Origin of the sequence: Evansella clarkii (assembly GCF_002019695.1) — a bacterium.
Lineage (GTDB): Bacteria > Bacillota > Bacilli > Bacillales > Salisediminibacteriaceae > Evansella > Evansella clarkii.
This window is the reverse complement of sequence record NZ_KV917376.1, coordinates 196,322-216,107: the sequence shown is the minus strand read 5'-3', so window position 1 is coordinate 216,107 and position 19,786 is coordinate 196,322. Positions and strand designations below refer to the sequence as shown.

General features: G+C 45.5%; 17 protein-coding genes and 1 riboswitch. Of the genes, 15 read left to right on the top strand and 2 right to left on the bottom strand.

Features of this window, described 5'->3' with window-relative positions:
• Positions 1-660 (top strand): transposase (locus tag BK582_RS27745; protein WP_244895305.1); only part of this gene is annotated, 660 nt, incomplete at its 5' end.
• A gap of 243 nt (positions 661-903) precedes the next feature.
• Here BK582_RS27745 and BK582_RS00865 read toward each other — a convergent pair.
• Complete coding sequence (locus BK582_RS00865) at positions 904-2,373, bottom strand: amidase family protein (RefSeq protein WP_078592560.1); 1,470 nt, start codon at positions 2,371-2,373, stop codon at positions 904-906.
• A gap of 448 nt (positions 2,374-2,821) precedes the next feature.
• Positions 2,822-2,923, top strand: a riboswitch (purine riboswitch).
• 256 nt (positions 2,924-3,179) lie between these two features.
• Between BK582_RS00865 and purE the strand changes: the two genes are divergently transcribed.
• The 12 genes from purE to purD all read left to right on the top strand — a co-directional run bounded on the left by purE (position 3,180) and on the right by purD (position 16,378).
• Positions 3,180-3,665, top strand: coding sequence for a 5-(carboxyamino)imidazole ribonucleotide mutase (purE, locus tag BK582_RS00860; RefSeq protein WP_078592559.1), 486 nt, complete (start codon positions 3,180-3,182; stop codon positions 3,663-3,665).
• Positions 3,662-4,828, top strand: a complete 1,167-nt coding sequence (gene purK, locus BK582_RS00855) for a 5-(carboxyamino)imidazole ribonucleotide synthase (protein WP_078592558.1) — start codon at positions 3,662-3,664, stop codon at positions 4,826-4,828. Before purE ends, purK begins: the two co-directional genes overlap by 4 nt.
• Before the next feature lies 1 nt (position 4,829).
• Entirely contained in the window at positions 4,830-6,125 is a 1,296-nt protein-coding gene (gene purB / locus BK582_RS00850; protein ID WP_078592557.1) for an adenylosuccinate lyase, read from the top strand.
• A 91-nt stretch (positions 6,126-6,216) separates the two neighbouring features.
• Complete coding sequence (purC, locus tag BK582_RS00845) at positions 6,217-6,948, top strand: phosphoribosylaminoimidazolesuccinocarboxamide synthase (RefSeq protein WP_420841242.1); 732 nt, start codon at positions 6,217-6,219, stop codon at positions 6,946-6,948.
• Positions 6,936-7,190, top strand: coding sequence for a phosphoribosylformylglycinamidine synthase subunit PurS (purS, locus tag BK582_RS00840; protein ID WP_078592555.1), 255 nt, complete (start codon positions 6,936-6,938; stop codon positions 7,188-7,190). Before purC ends, purS begins: the two co-directional genes overlap by 13 nt.
• Positions 7,187-7,870 carry a phosphoribosylformylglycinamidine synthase subunit PurQ gene (gene purQ, locus BK582_RS00835; protein WP_078592554.1) on the top strand — a complete coding sequence of 228 codons (684 nt, stop codon included), beginning with the start codon at positions 7,187-7,189 and terminating at the stop codon, positions 7,868-7,870. Before purS ends, purQ begins: the two co-directional genes overlap by 4 nt.
• Positions 7,854-10,085, top strand: coding sequence for a phosphoribosylformylglycinamidine synthase subunit PurL (gene purL / locus BK582_RS00830; RefSeq protein WP_078592553.1), 2,232 nt, complete (start codon positions 7,854-7,856; stop codon positions 10,083-10,085). The genes purQ and purL overlap by 17 nt, the downstream gene beginning before the upstream one ends.
• On the top strand, positions 10,061-11,479 hold the full coding sequence (purF, locus tag BK582_RS00825; RefSeq protein ID WP_078592552.1) for an amidophosphoribosyltransferase: 1,419 nt from the start codon (positions 10,061-10,063) through the stop codon (positions 11,477-11,479). Before purL ends, purF begins: the two co-directional genes overlap by 25 nt.
• A gap of 17 nt (positions 11,480-11,496) precedes the next feature.
• On the top strand, positions 11,497-12,534 hold the full coding sequence (gene purM / locus BK582_RS00820) for a phosphoribosylformylglycinamidine cyclo-ligase (protein WP_078592551.1): 1,038 nt from the start codon (positions 11,497-11,499) through the stop codon (positions 12,532-12,534).
• A complete protein-coding gene (gene purN / locus BK582_RS00815) occupies positions 12,531-13,097 on the top strand; it encodes a phosphoribosylglycinamide formyltransferase (protein WP_078592550.1) in 567 nt (188 codons plus the stop codon). Before purM ends, purN begins: the two co-directional genes overlap by 4 nt.
• Complete coding sequence (gene purH, locus BK582_RS00810) at positions 13,094-14,629, top strand: bifunctional phosphoribosylaminoimidazolecarboxamide formyltransferase/IMP cyclohydrolase (protein ID WP_078592549.1); 1,536 nt, start codon at positions 13,094-13,096, stop codon at positions 14,627-14,629. Before purN ends, purH begins: the two co-directional genes overlap by 4 nt.
• Positions 14,630-15,079: 450 nt before the next feature.
• The gene (gene purD / locus BK582_RS00805) at positions 15,080-16,378 is read left to right on the top strand and encodes a phosphoribosylamine--glycine ligase (protein WP_078592548.1); all 1,299 of its coding nucleotides are present in this window, start codon (positions 15,080-15,082) and stop codon (positions 16,376-16,378) included.
• A 139-nt stretch (positions 16,379-16,517) separates the two neighbouring features.
• Here the strand turns inward: purD and BK582_RS00800 are convergent, their stop codons facing one another.
• Positions 16,518-16,772: a YgaP family membrane protein gene (locus BK582_RS00800; RefSeq protein WP_078592547.1), complete on the bottom strand. Its 255-nt coding sequence runs from the start codon at positions 16,770-16,772 to the stop codon at positions 16,518-16,520.
• 116 nt (positions 16,773-16,888) lie between these two features.
• Between BK582_RS00800 and BK582_RS00795 the strand changes: the two genes are divergently transcribed.
• Entirely contained in the window at positions 16,889-18,637 is a 1,749-nt protein-coding gene (locus BK582_RS00795) for an adenine deaminase C-terminal domain-containing protein (RefSeq protein WP_078592546.1), read from the top strand.
• Between the two features lie 35 nt (positions 18,638-18,672).
• On the top strand, positions 18,673-19,764 hold the full coding sequence (locus BK582_RS00790; protein WP_078592545.1) for a DUF3048 domain-containing protein: 1,092 nt from the start codon (positions 18,673-18,675) through the stop codon (positions 19,762-19,764).
• Positions 19,765-19,786 lie beyond the last annotated feature (22 nt).

The window sequence follows — 19,786 nt, the reverse complement described above, 5'->3', positions numbered from 1 at the left end:
GCACTTTCAAAAACGATTATTAAAAACCGTTTGAAAGAGAACACCCGAAAGAATTTATCTTTAAAACGCGCAGAGGAGAAAGCCATTGTATTATTGAAAGCTGCCGAAAATTCGTATCCAGCTATTGATCCGTCGGACATTCGTTGTGATCAAGCAAGGGATTATGCTCGACGTATTGCGGATTTGATGGAGAAAAAGGTTCAGCTCGTCAAACAAATGGTAACTATCTCAGAAGGGAGAAAAGAATATAAGGTCTTGCGTTCATTTCCAGGAATCGGAGATTCAACAGCGTGTCGACTGATTGGCGAACTAGGGGATATCCGCCGTTTTAAAAACGCCAAACAGTTAAACGCTTACGCGGGCATTGATATCATGCGCTATCAATCCGGTAATATGCAATATCGTGATCGAATAAATAAAAGAGGTAATAAGAAGCTGCGGAAAATTTTATTTTTTATGATTTGTTCAATGCTTATGGCAAAAGGAAAACCTAATCACTTCGTGGACTATTATTACAAATTAAAAAAGCAACCTCAGAGTAAGCCTCATAAGGTCGCTGTTGTGGCGTGTATGAATAAGTTCCTGAAAGTGACGTTTCAACTTATCACACACGGCATATTGTACGATTATGAGTCCGCACTACCAGCTCAAAGATCGTAACGAAGTTTGATTCAACTATAGCACATTGACCTTTCGAAAAACAGGAAAGCGTAAGGTCTTTTTGTGATACAAAAACTTGGGTGTAGGAGGACGGGGTCCCCCTTCCTCCTACACCCAAAAATGAAATGTAAAAGAAATTAACAAAAATGCGTTGACTAAAGGTAAGAAAGAGGGTGTCACCAAAAGCTAGGCTTTTGGGACACCCTCTTCTTCTTAGAAGTTTAATTTAATAGAAATTCCTGACTACAGTACCGGAGCTCTCCGGTGCTTCGTAGCTTGTTCAAAGGCATACGCGCACTTCAGCAGCTGCGCTTCAGAATATGCCTTTCCTGTAAATGTTAATCCTACTGGTTCCCCTTCCTCTGTGTAGCCTGCCGGAACAGTTACTGACGGGTAACCTGCTTTTGCTGGAATAGAAGCCCCGTAATTATTCGGGAAAACAAGGACATCCGCTCCGTTGTTTGCCAATGCTGCGTCAATTCCGTTTTCCTTTGATAAATACTGGTCTCGTTCGAGAGCGTAAATATAATCCGGCTCTGTTAATGTGCCGCTCGTATTTTCCGCAGCAAGGAGCAGTGACTGGCCATACTTGAGCATTGCTTTCTGATTTGCAAAATTAAAGTTGATTACATCTGCCAGAGAACGGATTTCGGGGTTTCCGGCAAATCGCTCGAGATATGCATTTAATCCGGCTTTAAATTCATAAGTAAGTACATCGTAAGTCCACTTCGCTTTAGTGGTTGGGATCTCCACATTATCAATAATAACTGCCCCCTGCGTCTCCAAAACACTTAACGCCCTGTTGAGGATTTCCTTTTTTTCTTCAGTCAGGTATTCAAAATACGTCTTCCGTGCCACTGCGACTTTAACGCCGTTTAGGCCGTTCTCATCAAGGAATTCAGTGAAATCAACTCCGGCTAGTTCTGTGTTTGATTCCGTAACTGGGTACTCCAAATCAATTTCAGACAGACTGCTGAGCAGAATGGCAGCATCTTTCACGTTTTTTGTCATTGGACCGGCGGTGTCCTGCGTGTGGGAGATAGGAATGATACCTGTCCGGCTGATCAGACCGACTGTGGGCTTTACACCTACGAGAGAATGCTGGCTTGCAGGGCTAAGTATCGAACCTGATGTTTCTGTTCCGACAGCTAGTGCTGCAAGTCCGGCGGCAATGGAAGCGCCAGACCCTGAACTGGATCCTCCTGTATCGAAGTCACTGCCGTAAGGGTTGATAACCTGGCCTCCCCGGGAGCTGTAGCCGTTTTTCATGCCCACCGTCATATAATTGGCCCATTCTGTCATATTAGTCTTTCCCAGTATAACTGCACCAGCGTATCTGAGCTGTTTTGCAACAAAGGAGTCTTCCTTGGCATAGGAGTCAGCAAGAGCGAGTGAGCCGGCGCTTGTGTGCATTTTATCATGTGTGGCAATATTATCTTTAATAAGAACTGGAATTCCATGGAGGGCACCCCGGCTTCCTTTTTGCCGTCTTTCAGCGTCCAAAGCCTCAGCGATCTGCAGTGCGTCCGGGTTAATCTCGAGGACGGAGTTGAGGGCAGGGCCGTGTCTGTCAATGGAAGCTATTCGGTGTAAATACATTAATACAAGCTCTCTCGATGTTATTTCCCCGTTTTCCATTTTCTCCTGCAGCTGCTCAATATCTGCTTCAGGAAGCCATTCTTCGCTTAGTTTTTTCAGTTTCGGATTCTCCATCTGTCAGCCTCTTTCTGTATATAGAGTAATGAAGGTTTTTGATATTTTATCAATTTAATAGATTAAAGTAAACCGACTGTTTTCCATTATTGAAATTGCCACTGTGGAGTTCATTGATTGCCCTTCCTGCCACAATATTTCCGGAAAATAAAATTATCGTTAAGTTTAATAAGATATAAGGTTTCATAAATATCTGACCTTTGTTATGCTTTTTAAAAGTCGTTCCATGTTATCTTTAAAGCGTAGCAGGATGAAAAGGCTGAGTCCATCTTTCTGCATAACCGCCTGAGGAAATAACCGTTTGTTCTTATACAGAGGACAAGTGTGAACAAATACAGGACAAACCACAATGTAATTAAGTCAAAACACGAACAATAGACCGGAGACATGAAAAATCGTTCGAATTTTGGTTGACTTTTTTCATCTGGTATTGTTATGATAGAACCAGTTAAAAATGAATATACGACCTCATATAATCATGGGAATATGGCCCAGAAGTTTCTACCCGGAGACCTTAAATCACCGGACTATGAGGGTGACTGCGCGTAGAGTGCCTGCTCCTGCTCGAATAATTCGGGACAATTGGAGGGAGTTTGTACTGCAACGAAGTTTGTACACACGTGTTCGTTTGTCCCCTCACTGGCCAAATGGACACGTTTTTTTATTGCCCGGACAGGGCGGGATTGTCTATGCTTTGAGGCAGGGATACTGGCAAAAGTCGTGCAGTTAAGGTACTCTCTGGAAAAATATAAGACAATTGCGGCAAGGTAATTCATAAAAGGGGTAAAATAAGGAGGTTCATTGTTATGTCGGCTAAGGTTGGTGTCATTATGGGCTCAACTTCAGACTGGGAAACTATGAAACACACAGCGGAAACGCTTGAAGAGCTTGAAGTTCCATATGAAAAAAAAGTAGTCTCGGCGCACAGAACACCTGATTACATGTTTCAATATGCCGAAGAAGCTGCAGACAGAGGGATCGAAGTCATTATTGCAGGTGCAGGAGGTGCTGCTCATCTTCCAGGAATGGTGGCGGCGAAAACAACAGTGCCTGTTATTGGCGTACCAGTCCAGTCGAAGGCACTGAACGGAATGGACTCCCTTCTTTCCATTGTACAGATGCCTGCAGGAGTGCCGGTTGCCACAGTAGCTATTGGAAAAGCAGGAGCGATAAATGCTGCTCTCCTGGCAGCGCAGCAGCTCGCAGTTTATGATAAGGAACTGAGGCAGCGTCTGGAAGAACGCCGGGAGGCAAAGAGAAAAGATGTGCTGGAAAATGGTGAACTGTTATGAAGCAGGACTGGATTAAACCAGGAAAGACAATTGGAATTCTCGGAGGCGGACAGCTCGGGCGAATGATGGCTCTGTCTGCGAGGGAGATGGGCTACAGAGTAGCTGTACTGGAGCCAGGACCTGATTCTCCATGCGGGCAGGTAGCGGATGTACAGGTTGAAGCGGCTTACAATGACCTCGCGGGAGCAGAAAAGCTTGCGGAGCTTTGTGACATCCTAACTTATGAGTTTGAAAATATTGATGCAAAAACCGCCACGTGGCTGGAACAGCAAATGTACCTGCCGCAGGGAAGCGATCTTCTTGCAATCACGCAGGACAGAATCCAGGAAAAAAGAGCGATAGCTTCATTCGGTGTTCCGGTTGTTCCTTATCAGCCTGTGGAAACTTACGTTCAGCTGCAGGAAGCGGCGGAGGATCTTGGTCTCCCGGCAGTACTAAAGACAACAAGAGGCGGATACGATGGAAAAGGGCAGCGGGTCATCAGGGAAGCAGCTGAACTGGAAGCGGCATGGGGAGAAATGCAGGATAAAGGGCCTTTCGTTTTAGAATCATGGATTAGTTTTGAGAAGGAAATCTCAGTGATCGTAACGAGAAGTGTCCATGGGGAGCTTTCTGTTTTTCCGGTAGCTGAAAACATCCATAAAAATAATATTCTCCATAAAACAATTGTCCCGGCAAGGATAACAGAAGAGACAGAGAAAGAAGCTGAACAACTTGCCAAGCACCTTGCTATGTCTTTTAACTTAATCGGAACACTTGCTGTGGAAATGTTTCTGGGGCAGGATGGGGAACTGTATGTGAATGAGCTGGCACCGAGGCCGCATAACTCAGGGCATTACACAATAAATGCCTGTGCAACATCCCAGTTTGAACAGCATATACGGGCGGTGTGCGGCTGGCCCCTTGGCAGCACGGAGCTGTTAAAACCTGTCGTCATGGTTAACATATTAGGAGAACACATGGAAAAAGTCATGGAGCATGTGCGTGAAATTAAGGGCGCCCACCTCCATCTGTATGGCAAAGCCGAAGCGAGGACAGGCCGGAAAATGGGGCATGTGAATGTTCTTGCCGAAACAACTGAAGAAGCGCTGAAAGAAGTAAATGACTCTCCAATCTGGAGCAGCGAAGAAAGCATGAGACGAATTACAACAGGAGGAAATTAAGATGATTGAACGTTATACAAGACCGGAAATGGGAGCAATCTGGACGGATGAAAACCGTTTTAATGCATGGCTGGAGGTAGAAATACAAGCTTGTGAAGCCTGGGCCGAGCTTGGGGACATTCCAAAAGAAGATGTGAAAAAAATCAGAGAAAACGCAGGTTTCAACGTGGAACGAATCCTTGAAATCGAAACGGAGACACGCCACGATGTGGTAGCCTTCACCAGAGCAGTATCTGAAACTCTTGGTGAAGAAAGAAAATGGGTACATTATGGTCTTACATCCACGGACGTAGTTGATACAGCACTTTCATACTTACTGAAACAAGCCAATGAAATTCTTGAGAAAGATATCCTGAACTTCATTGAAATACTGAAAAATAAAGCGATTGAACATAAAACTACTGTCATGATGGGCCGTACTCACGGAGTCCATGCCGAGCCGACTACTTTCGGGCTGAAGGTTGCACTCTGGTATGAGGAAATGAAACGGAACCTGGAGCGTTTCCGTCATGCTGCTGAATCTGTACGTGTTGGAAAAATCTCCGGTGCTGTAGGAACTTACGCGAATATCGATCCTTTCGTTGAAAAATATGTGTGTGAAGGACTGGGTCTTGAAGCATCGCCAATTTCCACTCAGACGCTGCAGCGGGACCGTCATGCACACTATGTTGCTACCCTGTCTCTGATTGCCTCATCCATTGAAAAAATGGCAGTGGAAATCCGCGGTCTGCAGAAAAGTGAAACAAGGGAAGTGGAGGAGTTTTTCGCAAAAGGCCAGAAAGGCTCGTCCGCGATGCCTCACAAGCGTAACCCAATTGGTTCGGAAAATATGACAGGCCTTGCGAGAGTCCTTCGCGGGCATGTGATGACAGCTTACGAAAACGTGGCTCTCTGGCATGAAAGAGATATTTCCCACTCTTCCGCTGAAAGAGTCATCCTGCCAGATGCGACAATCGCTCTTAACTACATGTTGAACCGTTTCGGAAATATCGTCAAAAACCTGACTGTGTTCCCGGAAAATATGAAACGTAATATGGGACGCACGTACGGCCTGATTTATTCTCAGCGTGTGCTTTTAACACTGATTGATAAAGGGATGGTAAGAGAAGAAGCTTATGACCTCGTACAGCCGAAAGCGATGGAGGCATGGGAAAAGGGAGTGCAGTTCCGTTCTCTCGTGGAAGAAGACGAACTGATTATGAAGCATCTTTCAGAAGAAGAGCTTGATGACTGCTTTGATTACAACCACCACCTGAAGCACGTAGATACCATCTTTGACCGGCTTGGTTTAAATTAAGCTGCGAGCGACATGATTTTTATAAAAAGATCTGGAGGGGAACTCCCCCTCCCCCATAAAAAAGATTGCTAATATTTTGACTTACGGAGGGATTACTTTGAATAAAGGGGCTTGTCTTTACGAAGGAAAAGCAAAGCGGATTTACGCAACCGAGTACCCGGACCAGTACTGGGTGGAATATAAGGATGATGCAACTGCCTTTAACGGTGAAAAAAAGGATGTTCTGCAAGGAAAAGGGCGACTTAATAATGAGATCAGTTCTCTTATTTTTTCCCTCCTCAAGCAGGACGGTATTGACAGCCACTTTATTAAACGAATCTCTGAAAACGAGCAGCTTGTCAAAAAAGTGGAGATCGTACCTCTGGAAGTAGTGGTGAGAAACATCGCCGCAGGAAGCCTGGTAAAACGCCTTGGTATGGAACGGGGAACCGTTTTTCCTGAGCCAGTACTGGAGTTTTATTACAAGGATGACAGTCTCGGAGATCCGCTGATTAACAATGAACATATCAAAGTGATGGAGCTTGCGGCTGAAGAAGAGCTGGAAACAATTAAGCAAATTGCTTTAAAAGTTAATGAGAAACTGAAGGTTATCTTCTCTGCTATAGGGACTTCATTAGTAGATTTTAAGCTGGAATTTGGCAGGGATGCTGAAGGCAGGATTCTCCTCGCAGATGAGATTTCCCCGGATACTTGCCGTCTGTGGGACGAAGAAACAGGCGAATCACTTGATAAAGATTTATTCCGTTTCGGTACAGGAAACTTGCAGGATGGCTATGAAACTATATTAAAACGACTAGGGAGTGTAGACACATGTTCGAAGTAAAAGTATATGTTTCTTTAAAAGAAGGCGTACTGGATCCTCAGGGAGCGGCAGTTCAAAATTCACTTCATCACCTTGGCTATGAAGGAGTTGAAGAAGTGCGCATCGGTAAAGTGATGACGCTTCAGATACAAGGGTCGAGAGAAAAAGTGGAGACTGAAGTGAAGGACATGTGTGAAAAGCTTCTTGCTAATACAGTAATTGAAGATTACCGCTATGAAATTGAGGAGGTCGTCTCCCAATGAAGTTCGCAGTAATCGTTTTTCCAGGCTCAAACTGTGACATTGACATGTACCATGCGGTAAAAGATGAGCTAGGTGCGGAAGTTTCTTACGTATGGCATCATGAAACAAGTTTAGAAGGCTTTGACGGTATACTCCTTCCGGGGGGCTTTTCATACGGGGACTATTTAAGATCCGGAGCGATTGCAAGGTTCTCACCGATCATGGATGCAGTAATCAAAGCAGCGGAAGAAGGGAAGCCTGTCCTCGGTGTCTGCAACGGCTTCCAGGTACTCCTTGAAGCAGGGCTGCTTCCTGGTGCAATGCGAAGAAATGAAAACCTGAAATTTATATGCCGTTCTGTTGAGCTTGTTGTGGAAAACAATGAAACTATTTTTTCAGAAGGCTATAAAAAAGACGAGGAAATTAAGATTCCGGTAGCGCACGGTGAAGGAAACTATTACTGTGATCCGGTGACTCTTGAAGCGTTAACTGAAAATAACCAGATTGTTTTCAAATATAAAGAGAATATTAACGGATCTGTTGAGCGAATTGCCGGAATTGTTAATAAAGAAGGGAATGTTCTCGGCATGATGCCGCACCCTGAGCGGGCGGTTGATGAACTGCTGGGTTCAAAAGACGGACTTACTTTGTTTAAATCGATTTTAAGCCATTGGAGGGAACGAAATGCAATTACTTCATGAGCCATCTCCCCAGCAAATTAAGGATCAGAAAATCTACGCTGAAATGGGACTTACAGACGAAGAGTTTTCTTTAGTGGAGTCTATTCTTGGAAGGCTTCCCAACTACACAGAAACGGGCCTCTTTTCAGTGATGTGGTCTGAGCACTGCAGCTACAAAAACTCAAAGGTGCTTCTGAAAAAGTTCCCGACAAGCGGTGAAAAAGTGCTTCAGGGACCAGGAGAAGGCGCGGGCATTATTGATATTGGCGACGAGCAGGCAGTAGTTTTCAAGATTGAGAGCCACAACCACCCGTCAGCTATTGAGCCATATCAAGGGGCAGCTACTGGTGTTGGAGGAATTATCCGTGATGTGTTTTCCATGGGAGCACGCCCTGTTGCGATGCTTAACTCCCTCCGTTTCGGCGAACTTCAAAACCCCCGTGTTAAGTACTTGTTTGAAGAAGTTGTTGCAGGTATTGCAGGCTACGGAAACTGTATCGGCATCCCGACTGTAGGCGGAGAAGTGCAATTCGATCCTTGCTATGAAGGAAACCCTCTTGTAAATGCTATGTGTGTCGGACTTATTGACCATAAGGATATCCAGAAGGGGCAGGCAAAGGGTGTCGGCAACTCTGTGATCTACGTAGGGGCGAGCACTGGACGCGACGGAATTCACGGGGCAACATTTGCTTCCGAGGAGCTTAGCGAAGCTTCTGAAGCAAAGCGTCCTGCAGTACAGGTAGGAGACCCATTCATGGAGAAGCTTCTTATGGAAGCCTGTCTGGAAGCAGTCAAAAATGATGCACTAGTGGGTATTCAGGATATGGGAGCAGCAGGCCTCACATCTTCCTCTGCAGAAATGGCGAGTAAAGCAGGATCTGGAATTGAAATGGATTTAGATAAAGTACCACAGCGTGAAAAAGGCATGACTCCTTATGAAATGATGCTTTCCGAATCACAGGAAAGAATGCTCCTTGTAGTGGAAGCAGGGCGTGAACAGGAAATGATCGAGCTTTTTGAAAAATGGGGCCTGATGGCTGTGATCGTTGGCCGGGTTACTGATGATAAAAAACTGCGCCTTGTTCATAAAGGAGATGTAGTGGCGGATGTTCCGGTTGACGCCCTGGCTGAAGAGGCACCGGTTTACCATAAGCCATCTTCTGAGCCGGCTTATTTCCGGGAATTCCAGGAGAAGAAAGATTATCGTCCGGCAGTGGAAGATTTCAGCAGAACTCTGAAAGGACTTTTAGGTCAGCCGACTATTGCAAGCAAGGAATGGGTCTATGACCAGTATGATTATATGGTACGAACAAACACAGTTGTTGCACCTGGTTCTGATGCGGCTGTCCTGAGAATCCGTGAAACGGATAAAGCACTGGCGATGACAACGGACTGTAATTCACGGTATCTGTATCTTGATCCGTACAATGGCGGTAAGATTGCGATTGCAGAAGCTGCTAGAAACCTTGTCTGTTCAGGTGCGAAGCCTCTTGGAGTGACAGACTGCCTTAACTACGGAAGCCCGGAAAACCCGGAAATCTTCTGGCAGCTTGAAAGGTCTACAGATGGTTTAAGTGAAGCTTGTGAACAGCTTGAAACACCAGTAATCGGCGGAAATGTTTCTTTATACAACGAAAGAAGCGGTGCGGCTGTTTATCCAACACCGGTTATCGGCATGGTTGGCCTTATTGAACAAACAGAGCATATTACAACTCAGCGTTTTAAAAAGCCTGGAGATTTAATATATATTGTCGGGGAAGCAGGCAATGATTTTGGAGGAAGCGAGCTTCAGAAAATGAAGGAAGGATCCATTTTCGGCCATTCTCCAAAAATTGATATGGCAGTTGAAAAGGACAGACAGGAAAAGGTACTCGAAGCAATCCAGGGGGGGACAGTTGCTTCAGCCCATGATATGGCTGAGGGTGGGTTCCTTGTGGCTCTTGCAGAATCTCTGTTTGGAACAGAACTTGGAGCAGAAGTGAAATTGACCGGAGACGACGTGCTTGCAGAATGTTTTGCTGAAACTCAGTCCCGTTACATCCTTACAGTTTCAAAAGAGCAGCAGAGCAGATTTGAAAATTACATTCCGGAAGCTGTTTGTATCGGTGAAGTAACTGATGAAGCACAACTGAAAGTGCTTGATAGTAATGGAAAACCGATTTTACAGGAACAGACAGTGGAACTGGAAGATATTTGGAGAGGTGCCATCCCATGTTTGGTGAAATCAAAGGATTAAATGAAGAATGCGGAGTGTTTGGAGTATGGGGGCATAAAGATGCGGCCGCTATCACTTATTACGGCCTGCACAGCCTGCAGCACCGGGGACAGGAAGGCGCGGGAATTGTTGTTACTGATGGCGAAAAGCTGAAAGTCCATAAAGGCCTTGGACTCGTTAACGATGTATTTAATGACGGAGCTCTCGAGAAGCTCAGCGGCAAAGGGGCTATCGGCCATGTAAGGTATACTACTGCCGGCGACAGTGACCTTATCAATGTTCAGCCGCTTCTCTTCAACTCGCAGACAGGCGGTCTTTCCTTAGCCCATAATGGGAACCTCGTAAATGCCAGCGCATTAAAGCATCAGCTGGAGAGGCAGGGAAGTATTTTTCAGACAACATCAGACACGGAAGTACTTGCCCACCTTATTAAAAGAAGCGGTTTTGAGGATATAAAAGACCGGGTGAAAAATGCGCTGACAATGGTTAAAGGTGCCTATGCTTTCATGGTTATGGTCGAGGGGAAACTGATGGCAGCTCTTGACCCGAATGGACTCCGTCCTCTTTCCATCGGCAAGCTTGGAGATGCGTATGTTATTTCTTCTGAAACATGTGCTTTTGATATTATCGGCGCAGAATACGAGCGTGAGGTTGAGCCGGGAGAATTAATTATTATTGATGACGATGGACTTCAAAGCGAACGTTTCGCTTTATCGCCGAAACGTTCCATCTGCTCCATGGAATACGTCTATTTTGCCCGTCCTGACAGCAACGTTGACAAGATTAACGTACACCATGCGAGGAAGAATCTTGGCAGACAGCTTGCAGTTGAAGCTCCTGTTGAAGCGGATGTGGTAACCGGAGTTCCTGATTCCAGTATTTCAGCAGCAATTGGCTATGCGGAACATACAGGAATTCCATACGAGCTCGGTTTAATTAAAAACCGTTATGTAGGAAGAACTTTCATACAGCCGTCACAGGAACTGAGAGAACAAGGGGTAAAAATGAAGCTTTCCGCAGTAAGAGGAGTGGTGGAAGGAAAGAGAGTCGTCATGATTGATGACTCCATCGTCCGCGGCACAACGAGCCGGCGGATTGTCCGCCTCCTGCGTGAAGCGGGAGCGAAAGAAGTTCATGTGCGCATTAGCGCGCCGCCGATTACGAACCCTTGTTTTTACGGAATCGATACATCTACAAAAGGCGAATTAATCGCAGCGGACAGAACAGTAGAGGAAATCCGCCAGGAAATTGGAGCGGATACCCTTGAATTTTTAAGCACGGAAGGCCTCATGAAAGGGATTGGAAGACCTGGGGACCAGGAAAACCACGGCCAGTGTCTTGCCTGCTTTACAGGCCAGTATCCAACGGAAATCTACCCGGAATCAGACCATCCGTATGAAAAGGTAAAAGTATAGGAAGAAGGGGAATATCCATGTCAAAAGCTTATGAATCAGCAGGCGTAAACATCGAAGCAGGGTACGAAGGAGTCCGTCGTATTAAGAAACACGTAGAATCTACAAGACGCCCTGAGGTTCTGGGAGGGTTAGGAAGCTTTGGCGGGCTGTTCGACCTGTCATCCTTTTCCTATAAAGAACCCGTCCTTGTCTCAGGAACAGACGGGGTTGGGACGAAACTCCTCATTGCCCAGGAAACAGGCATTCAAGACACTATCGGTATTGATGCAGTGGCGATGTGTGTAAATGATATCGTCGTACAGGGAGCATCCCCTTTGTTTTTCCTCGATTATCTGGCCCTTGGGAAAAACGAACCGGAAATGGTTGAAAATATTGTTGCCGGGATAGCAGAGGGCTGCAGGCAGGCGGGCTGTGCATTAATCGGAGGGGAAACAGCAGAAATGCCGGGGCTGTATAAGCCGGAGGAATACGATGTTGCCGGATTTGTTGTGGGAATCGCGGAAAAAAGCCAGTTGTTTAACCCGCAAAATGTTCAGGAAGATGACGTGCTGATCGGCGTAGCGTCCAGCGGCATTCACAGCAACGGCTATTCCCTTGTGAGAAAGATTGTGTCCGATAATCATTATTCCTGGAACGATACTTTTGAGGATTCCGGGAAGACATTAGGAGAAGTGCTGCTTGCGCCGACAAAAATATATGTGAAAGCTCTTCAGCCGTTTTTTTCCGGTGACCGGGTAAAAGCTGCCGCGCATATTACAGGGGGCGGTCTGATCGAGAACGTTCCACGCATGCTCCCGGAAGGGCTTGGAGCTGAGATTAACACGGCTGCATGGGAAGTGCCGCAGGTGTTTAAGTGGCTTCAGGAAAAAGGTAATCTTTCTCATGAGGACTTATATGAAACATTCAATATGGGGATTGGACTCGTTCTTTCTGTCCGGGAAGAAGATGTACAGTATGTGATGGACACGCTCCATGATAAGGGAGAAACAGCTTTTGTGATTGGGAAAGTAAAACAAGGGTCAGGAATAGAGTTTGCTGCGGAGGGTGACCGATGAACATAGCAGTGTTCGCCTCCGGAAACGGAAGCAACTTTGAAGCAATAGTACAGGCTGGTGCAGAAGTGAAGCTTCTTGTTTGTGATAAACCTGGGGCATATGCTTTGGAAAGGGCAGAAAGCCACGGGATACAGTCCTTTGTTTTCCAGCCGAAGAATTTCGCTTCTAAAGCTGATTATGAGCAGGAAATAATTGCGAAGCTTAACGAGTGCGAGATTGACTTAATTGTGCTGGCAGGGTATATGAGGCTCATTGGCCCGGTTCTCCTTAAAGCATACGAGGGACGGATAATTAACATCCATCCGTCTCTTCTGCCGGCATTTCCAGGGCTGGATGCAATCGGCCAGGCGATGAATGCAGGAGTGAAGGTGAGCGGGGTAACTGTACATTTTGTTGACGAAGGAATGGATACAGGTCCAATAATTGCCCAGGAACCTGTTAAAATAGAAGATGGAGATACGCTGGATGAGGTTACAAAAAAGATACAGCAGGTTGAACACCAGTTGTATCCAGCAATAGTACAGCGTGTCATTGAAGACTTGAAAAGGGGCGTGCGGAGATGAAAAAAAGAGCGCTGGTCAGTGTTTCTGACAAAACAGGAATCGTGGACTTCGTAACAAAACTTGAAGATTCAGGAGTAGAGATTATTTCTACAGGGGGAACGAAAAAGATATTACAGGAAGCCGGAGTAGCGGTAATCGGCATTGAGGAAGTAACTGGTTTTCCTGAAATGATGGACGGCCGGGTAAAAACTTTGCATCCGAAAATCCACGGAGGATTGCTTGCTGTCCGGGATAATGAAGAACATATGAAATCAGCAGACGAACATGATGTGGAAATGATCGATTTTGTGGTAGTTAATCTTTATCCATTCCAGAAAACGATTGAAGATCCTGATTCTACGTATGATGATGCGATCGAGAATATCGATATTGGCGGTCCTTCGATGCTCCGTTCCGCAGCCAAAAATCACGCTTCTGTTGGCGTCATTGTCGATTCTGCAGATTACGATATTGTTATTGAAGAACTCGAGCGGGATGGGGAACTGACTGAGGTGCGGAAAAGGAAGCTGGCAGCGAAGGCGTTCCGCCACACAGCGGCTTATGACGCGCTTATCGCTGAATTTCTAACAAAGCAGGTTGGGGACGAAGCTCCGGAAAAACTTACTGTTACATATAACCGCAAAGAAATGCTCAGGTATGGAGAGAACCCTCATCAAAACGCCTGCTTCTATGAACGCCCATTAGGAAACCCTACTTCCATTGCCCGTTCTGAGCAGCTGAACGGAAAAGAGCTTTCTTATAATAATATTAACGATGCTGATGCTGCCCTCGCGGTAGTTAGGGACTTCCAGGAGCCGGCTGTTGCTGTAATAAAACATATGAATCCGTGCGGAGTAGGCACAGGTGAATCTGTATTCGAAGCGTATACGAAAGCTTACGAGGCAGATCCGGTTTCCATTTTTGGCGGAATCGTTGCTTCCAATCGTGAGGTTGATAAGCAGACTGCAGAGAAAATGAAAGAAATTTTTCTTGAAATCATCATAGCTCCTGGTTTTACAGACGAAGCACTTGCAGTTTTGCGCCAGAAGAAGAATCTTCGTCTGCTTACTGTCGATTTCAAACACACACACCGTATTGAGCGCAGGATTACAAGTGTTTCCGGCGGAGCGCTCATGCAGGAAACAGATACTTTGACCTTCGAGGATGTTTCGGCTACGAACCCAACAAAGCGTGAGCCTACGGAAGACGAGTGGAAACAGATGAAGATGGCCTGGAAAGTAGTTAAACATGTGAAATCGAACGCTATTGTTTTAGCGAAAGAAGATCAGACAATCGGTATCGGCGCAGGCCAGATGAACCGCGTCGGCTCGGCGAAAATCGCTATTGAACAGGCTGGTGAAAAAGCAAAAGGCTCTGTTCTCGCATCGGATGCCTTCTTCCCGATGAGCGATACTGTGGAAGCTGCGGCAAAAGCAGGCATCACAGCAATTATTCAGCCTGGCGGTTCAAAGCGGGATCAGGAATCCATCGATAAAGCTGATGAGTACGGAATCGCGATGGTATTTACAGGGGTAAGGCATTTTAAACATTAATTCGTTGAGAAAGGGTACGCAGGGGGGCTAGCGTGCCCGCTTGGGGAAAAATCGAGTGGTAGCGGTAACGCAAGAAGGTCTCGCGTGCCCGCTTGGAGAAAAATCGAGTGAGAGCGGTAACGCAAGAGGCTCTCGCGTACCCGCTTGGAAGAAAATTGAGTGAGAGCGGTAACGCAAGAGTGCCTCGCGTACCCGCATGGAAGAAAATCGAGTGGGAGCGGTAACGCAAGAAGTTCTCGCGTGCCCGCATGGAAGAAAATTGAGTGGGAGCGGTAACGCAGGAGTGTCCAGCATACCCGAACTCCCGAGAACTGCCGAGTCCGGGCATGCTAGAGTGGCTACCATACCCGAACTGAATTTAACAAATGCCACCCGAAAATCCCAACATACTCCTCAAAAGAATTCTAATAGATTCACTCGCAATTACGAGTGTAAAAAGGAGCGATAACAGTGAAAATTTTAGTAATTGGCAGCGGCGGGCGGGAACATGCCCTTTGCTGGAAGCTGAAGGAATCAGAGCTTGCCACTGAAGTATTCGCGGCTCCTGGCAGCGATGGAATAGCGGATGAAGGGGTTACTTCAGTAAACATTGCTGTATCAGATCATACAGGGTTACTTCATTTTGCTAAAGAAAATGATATCAGTCTTACGATAGTTGGCCCGGAAGATCCTCTTGTTAATGGAATTGTTGATTTGTTCCAAAATGAAGGGCTAATGATTTTCGGTCCTTCCAAGGCTGCAGCCAGGCTGGAAGGCAGTAAACAGTATGCTAAGGAAATCATGCATAAGTATAATATCCCTACAGCAGCATATGAATCTTTTTCAGAGGCAGAGCCTGCGAAAAACTACGTCCTCCAGCAAGGTGCCCCAATTGTTATTAAAGCGGACGGACTTGCTGCCGGTAAGGGTGTAGTTGTGGCCCAGACCGAAGAGGAAGCGCTTAAAGCCCTGGATGAAATGATGAAAAACCGAGCTTTTGGAGAAGCTGGATCCCAGGTTGTTGTCGAAGAGTTTCTCGAAGGAGAAGAAGTTTCTTTAATGGCGTTTGTGCACGGGGAAACAGTTATTCCAATGGTTCCGGCTCAGGATCATAAGCGTGCTTTTGACGGAGATAAAGGCCCGAATACAGGGGGGATGGGCGCCTACTCCCCAGTTCCGTACATAAGCTCATCCATCATCAAAGAAGCAGAAGAACAAATCCTCAAGCCGATGGCGAATGCCATGGTAAAGGAAGGCGCTTCGTTTACCGGCATATTATATGCTGGTCTGATGATTACTGAAAATGGCCCTAAGGTTATTGAATTTAATGTCCGTTTTGGGGATCCGGAAACACAGGTTGTACTCCCAAGGCTACAGTCCGATTTAGCGGAAGTAGTTATAAACTTAATGAACGGGGAAGAAACAGAGCTTGCATGGTCAGAAGACGTATGCGTCGGTGTAGTGCTTGCTTCTGAGGGATACCCGGGAAATTATGAAAAAGGGGCAGCGTTCGGACTTCCTGAAGTTTCACCTCACCTGGACCAAAAATGGTTCCACGCCGGTTCAAAAAGACATGCAACAGGCTGGGAAACAAATGGTGGAAGAGTCATTCTTCTGTCCACTATGGGAGCAGATTTAGAAAAGGCTGTTTCCTCTACTTATAAAACACTCGATTCCCAGTTCTGGAACGGATTGTTTTACCGAAATGATATTGGCAGAAGAGCAGTTAATCTTGCCGATGCTTCCGGTAGCGAAAAAACAGGTAAATGAGCAAAACGAGGCTGCCAGCAATAAGAAAATAAATAAATAAAAGGTCAATGCTAAACCTCAGCATAATCAAATTACCTCCTGTTAATGATTTTTAAAAGCTGACCCGGCACAAAGGACAGGGTCAGCTTTTCTTTTTGCTTTAAGAAGGATTCAAAGGAGAGTAATCTTCATAATAGTCTTCGTCACCTTCATACATGACATTTTCTTCAAACAGATAAGTCAATGGGCAGAAACGTGTAAAGCCCTCTGCTATTTTCATTGCAGCTGCAATCGCAATAACCATCAGAGATGTCTGATTAGGCTTTTTAACCATTCTTGCTGTACTCCAGGCCAGCAAGGCAAAACCACAAGTGATACGCACAAGAGCATTTACTGTTCCAATATTCTGTCTCACTTCGCATACCTCCAATTTTATTTTTAAAATTGTTGAAATTCTTTAGTGAATTAAAGGGTAAATATGTTACCATAGTAGAAACATTAATTTATAACAGAGTGAATTGGGTGATTTAGATGGTTAAAGGATTTTCACATTACTGGACAAAAAAAGAAATACGGACACAGCTTGAAGTAATCCGCGGAAACATTGCGCCCACAAAGGTTATTAAAAATGTCCGCTGGTTAAACAGCACCAGGAAATGCTGGATGAGGGGCAACATCTGGATTTATTTTGACCGTATTGTTTATGTGGGAGAAGAAGTTCCTCCAAAGATTTCAGAAAAGACTCAGATTATTGATGGCACCGAAAAATTCGCGGTCCCTGGTTATATTGAACACCATGCTCACCCGTTTCAGTTATATAATCCCCTTACACTCGCTCAATATGCGTCAGAACGGGGAACAACTACCCTGATAAATGACAACATGCCGCTTTTTTTACATTTAGATAAAAAGAAAGCGCTTACTTTCCTTGATGACATGCAAAAGATGCCGGCGGCGATGTTATGGTGGGCGAGATATGACGGGCAGACTGAGCTGGTAAATGATAATGATCTGTTTTCCTTTTCCAATATGAGGTCCTGGCTTGACCACCCCTATGTCGTACAGGGAGGAGAGCTTACAGACTGGCCGGCAGTGCTAAATGGAGACGACTGTATTTTACACTGGATGCTTGAGACGAAGGATGTACGCAAGCCTATTGAAGGCCACTTTCCGGGAGCAGGGGAGAAAACGCTCACTCAGATGGCTCTGCTGGGAGTAGATGGAGACCATGAATCCATGACAGGTGAAGATGTAATCCGCCGTCTTGATCTTGGAATGGCTGCTTCCTTAAGGTACTCATCCATCAGGCCGGATCTTCCGAAACTGCTTGAAGAGTTACAGTCGATGGACTTCGATAGTTATGACAGGCTGATGATGACTACAGATGGTTCGCCTCCTGATTTTCTTCGTGAAGGGTTTGTGGATCACCTTATTAAGATTGCACTGGATCAGGGCGTTCCATTTATTGATGCAGTTGGAATGGTTACTTATAATGCAGCAAAGCATTATCACATGGAGGACGTACTGGGAATGATTGCCCCAGGGAGAATCGCGAGTATAAACCTCCTTTCGTCACTGGATAACCCATTGCCGGTGGATGTGATTGCGAAAGGTAAAACTGTCAGGAGAGACAACGTCCCTTGTTATCCAAAAATAGATGTGGACTGGGAAAAATACGGTTTCGCTCCATTTGCTCCTGATTGGAATCTTACGGATAAGGATATGGATTTTTCTACTCCAGTCGGCCTGGAAATGGTGAACGAGGTAATCGTTAAACCATACCGGATCGAACAGGACTTAACAAGTGAAACTCTGAGCAGTGAGAAAGACGAATGCTTTATCATGCTTGCAGACCGGAATGGAAAGTGGACTGTAAGTACTGCAGTCAAGGGATTTGCAGATAATGTTTATGGATTTGCAAGCTCATTCTCCAATACGGGAGATATTATCCTGATAGGAAAGAGCAAGAAAGGTCTTCAGGATGCATTTAAAGAGCTTAAGACACAGCAGGGAGGCATTGTGCTTCTTGATGAAACAGGCCCAGTGTGCAAAATTCCTCTTGATATCTCGGGGATGATTTCATCGGCAGACATGGCTGAACTAATGGAGAAGGAACGGGAGCTTAAACTGGCCTTAAAAGAAAGAGGTTACCGTTATAGTGATCCTGTATATTCCCTTCTGTTTTTTTCAGCCACTCATTTGCCATACGTAAGAATTACCCAGAGGGGGATCTTTGACGTGAAGAAGAAAAGAGTACTCTTTCCTTCGATTATGCGTTAAACTATAAAAGTGAATAGAGAGTGAGGCTGGTTCAAGTGGCACGGCGGAATAACCTGACAATAATTATAATTTGTTTTCTAATAATAGTCCTATTTACCGCATGTAAAGCAAAAGAGGAAGCAGCTGGCGCTAAGGAAGCAGCAAATTCAGCAGACCAATCAAATGAGGAAAACCTGGAGGATACTGAGGATAAAGAAAATATCCCGGATGAAAATCTTCCATATATTTTTCCGCTGACTGGAGAAAAAACAGCTGAACAGCCTGATATGCGCCCGTTTGGTGTAATGATAGAAAACTCTGCAGCAGCAAGGCCGCAAAGCGGCCTTTATCAGGCAGATATAGTTTATGAAGTACTGACAGAAGCGACAATCACAAGATTTTTAGCTTTTTATCACAGTAAACAGCCCGAAGTGATCGGCCCTGTGCGAAGTGCAAGAGATTATTATCTTCCGCTGAATAACGGGTATGATGCTGTATACGTTTCAGCAGGAGGCAGCCCTGATGCCCTTGCTCAGATTGAACAGGGATTCGTGGACCACATAAGCGGACTTCATTATGATGGGACATATTTTACTCGTTCCAGCGAGAGAAAAGCACCTCATAATATGTACACTTCTTATAGTGCTTTAGAAGAAGCCTTTGGAAAAACAGGGTACGAATCTGTTTATAATTTTCCTGAGCTTACCTTCACAGACAATCTTGGGGAAGGAACTTCCGACTCCCTGGCAAGAGCTGCAGAAGTGGAAGTAGTTTACGGAGGTGCTTCAAACAATGTCCAGTTCAGGTATGACACTGAAGCTGAGAGATATTTAAGGTATAATGGAGGACAGGCTTCAGAAGATCTGGAGACTGGGAATCCAGTGGCCCCTAAAAATGTCTTTATCGTAGCCGCACCCCATAAAGTCATAGATGATCAGGGAAGGCGGGCAATTGATCTCTCCGGAAACGGAAAAGGATACCTTATCCAGGGAGGGTTTCTCCAGGAAGTTGACTGGGAAAACAGAGATAATCAAATTATCCCTGTGAAGGATGGAAACGCAGTACCTTTTCTGTCGGGACAAACATGGATAAATATCATTCCTGCTGAAGAGGGCGGACTTGGAAATTACGTCAACATAATAGATTAAATTAATAAGTCGGAAAGGATGA

Coding starts and splice junctions, on each gene's coding strand:
- BK582_RS00865 (WP_078592560.1), bottom strand. CDS start 2,373: ATGGAGAATCCGAAACTGAAAAAACTAAGCGAAGAATGGCTTCCTGAA.
- purE (WP_078592559.1), top strand. CDS start 3,180: ATGTCGGCTAAGGTTGGTGTCATTATGGGCTCAACTTCAGACTGGGAA.
- purK (WP_078592558.1), top strand. CDS start 3,662: ATGAAGCAGGACTGGATTAAACCAGGAAAGACAATTGGAATTCTCGGA.
- purB (WP_078592557.1), top strand. CDS start 4,830: ATGATTGAACGTTATACAAGACCGGAAATGGGAGCAATCTGGACGGAT.
- purS (WP_078592555.1), top strand. CDS start 6,936: ATGTTCGAAGTAAAAGTATATGTTTCTTTAAAAGAAGGCGTACTGGAT.
- purQ (WP_078592554.1), top strand. CDS start 7,187: ATGAAGTTCGCAGTAATCGTTTTTCCAGGCTCAAACTGTGACATTGAC.
- purL (WP_078592553.1), top strand. CDS start 7,854: ATGCAATTACTTCATGAGCCATCTCCCCAGCAAATTAAGGATCAGAAA.
- purF (WP_078592552.1), top strand. CDS start 10,061: ATGTTTGGTGAAATCAAAGGATTAAATGAAGAATGCGGAGTGTTTGGA.
- purM (WP_078592551.1), top strand. CDS start 11,497: ATGTCAAAAGCTTATGAATCAGCAGGCGTAAACATCGAAGCAGGGTAC.
- purN (WP_078592550.1), top strand. CDS start 12,531: ATGAACATAGCAGTGTTCGCCTCCGGAAACGGAAGCAACTTTGAAGCA.
- purH (WP_078592549.1), top strand. CDS start 13,094: ATGAAAAAAAGAGCGCTGGTCAGTGTTTCTGACAAAACAGGAATCGTG.
- BK582_RS00795 (WP_078592546.1), top strand. CDS start 16,889: ATGGTTAAAGGATTTTCACATTACTGGACAAAAAAAGAAATACGGACA.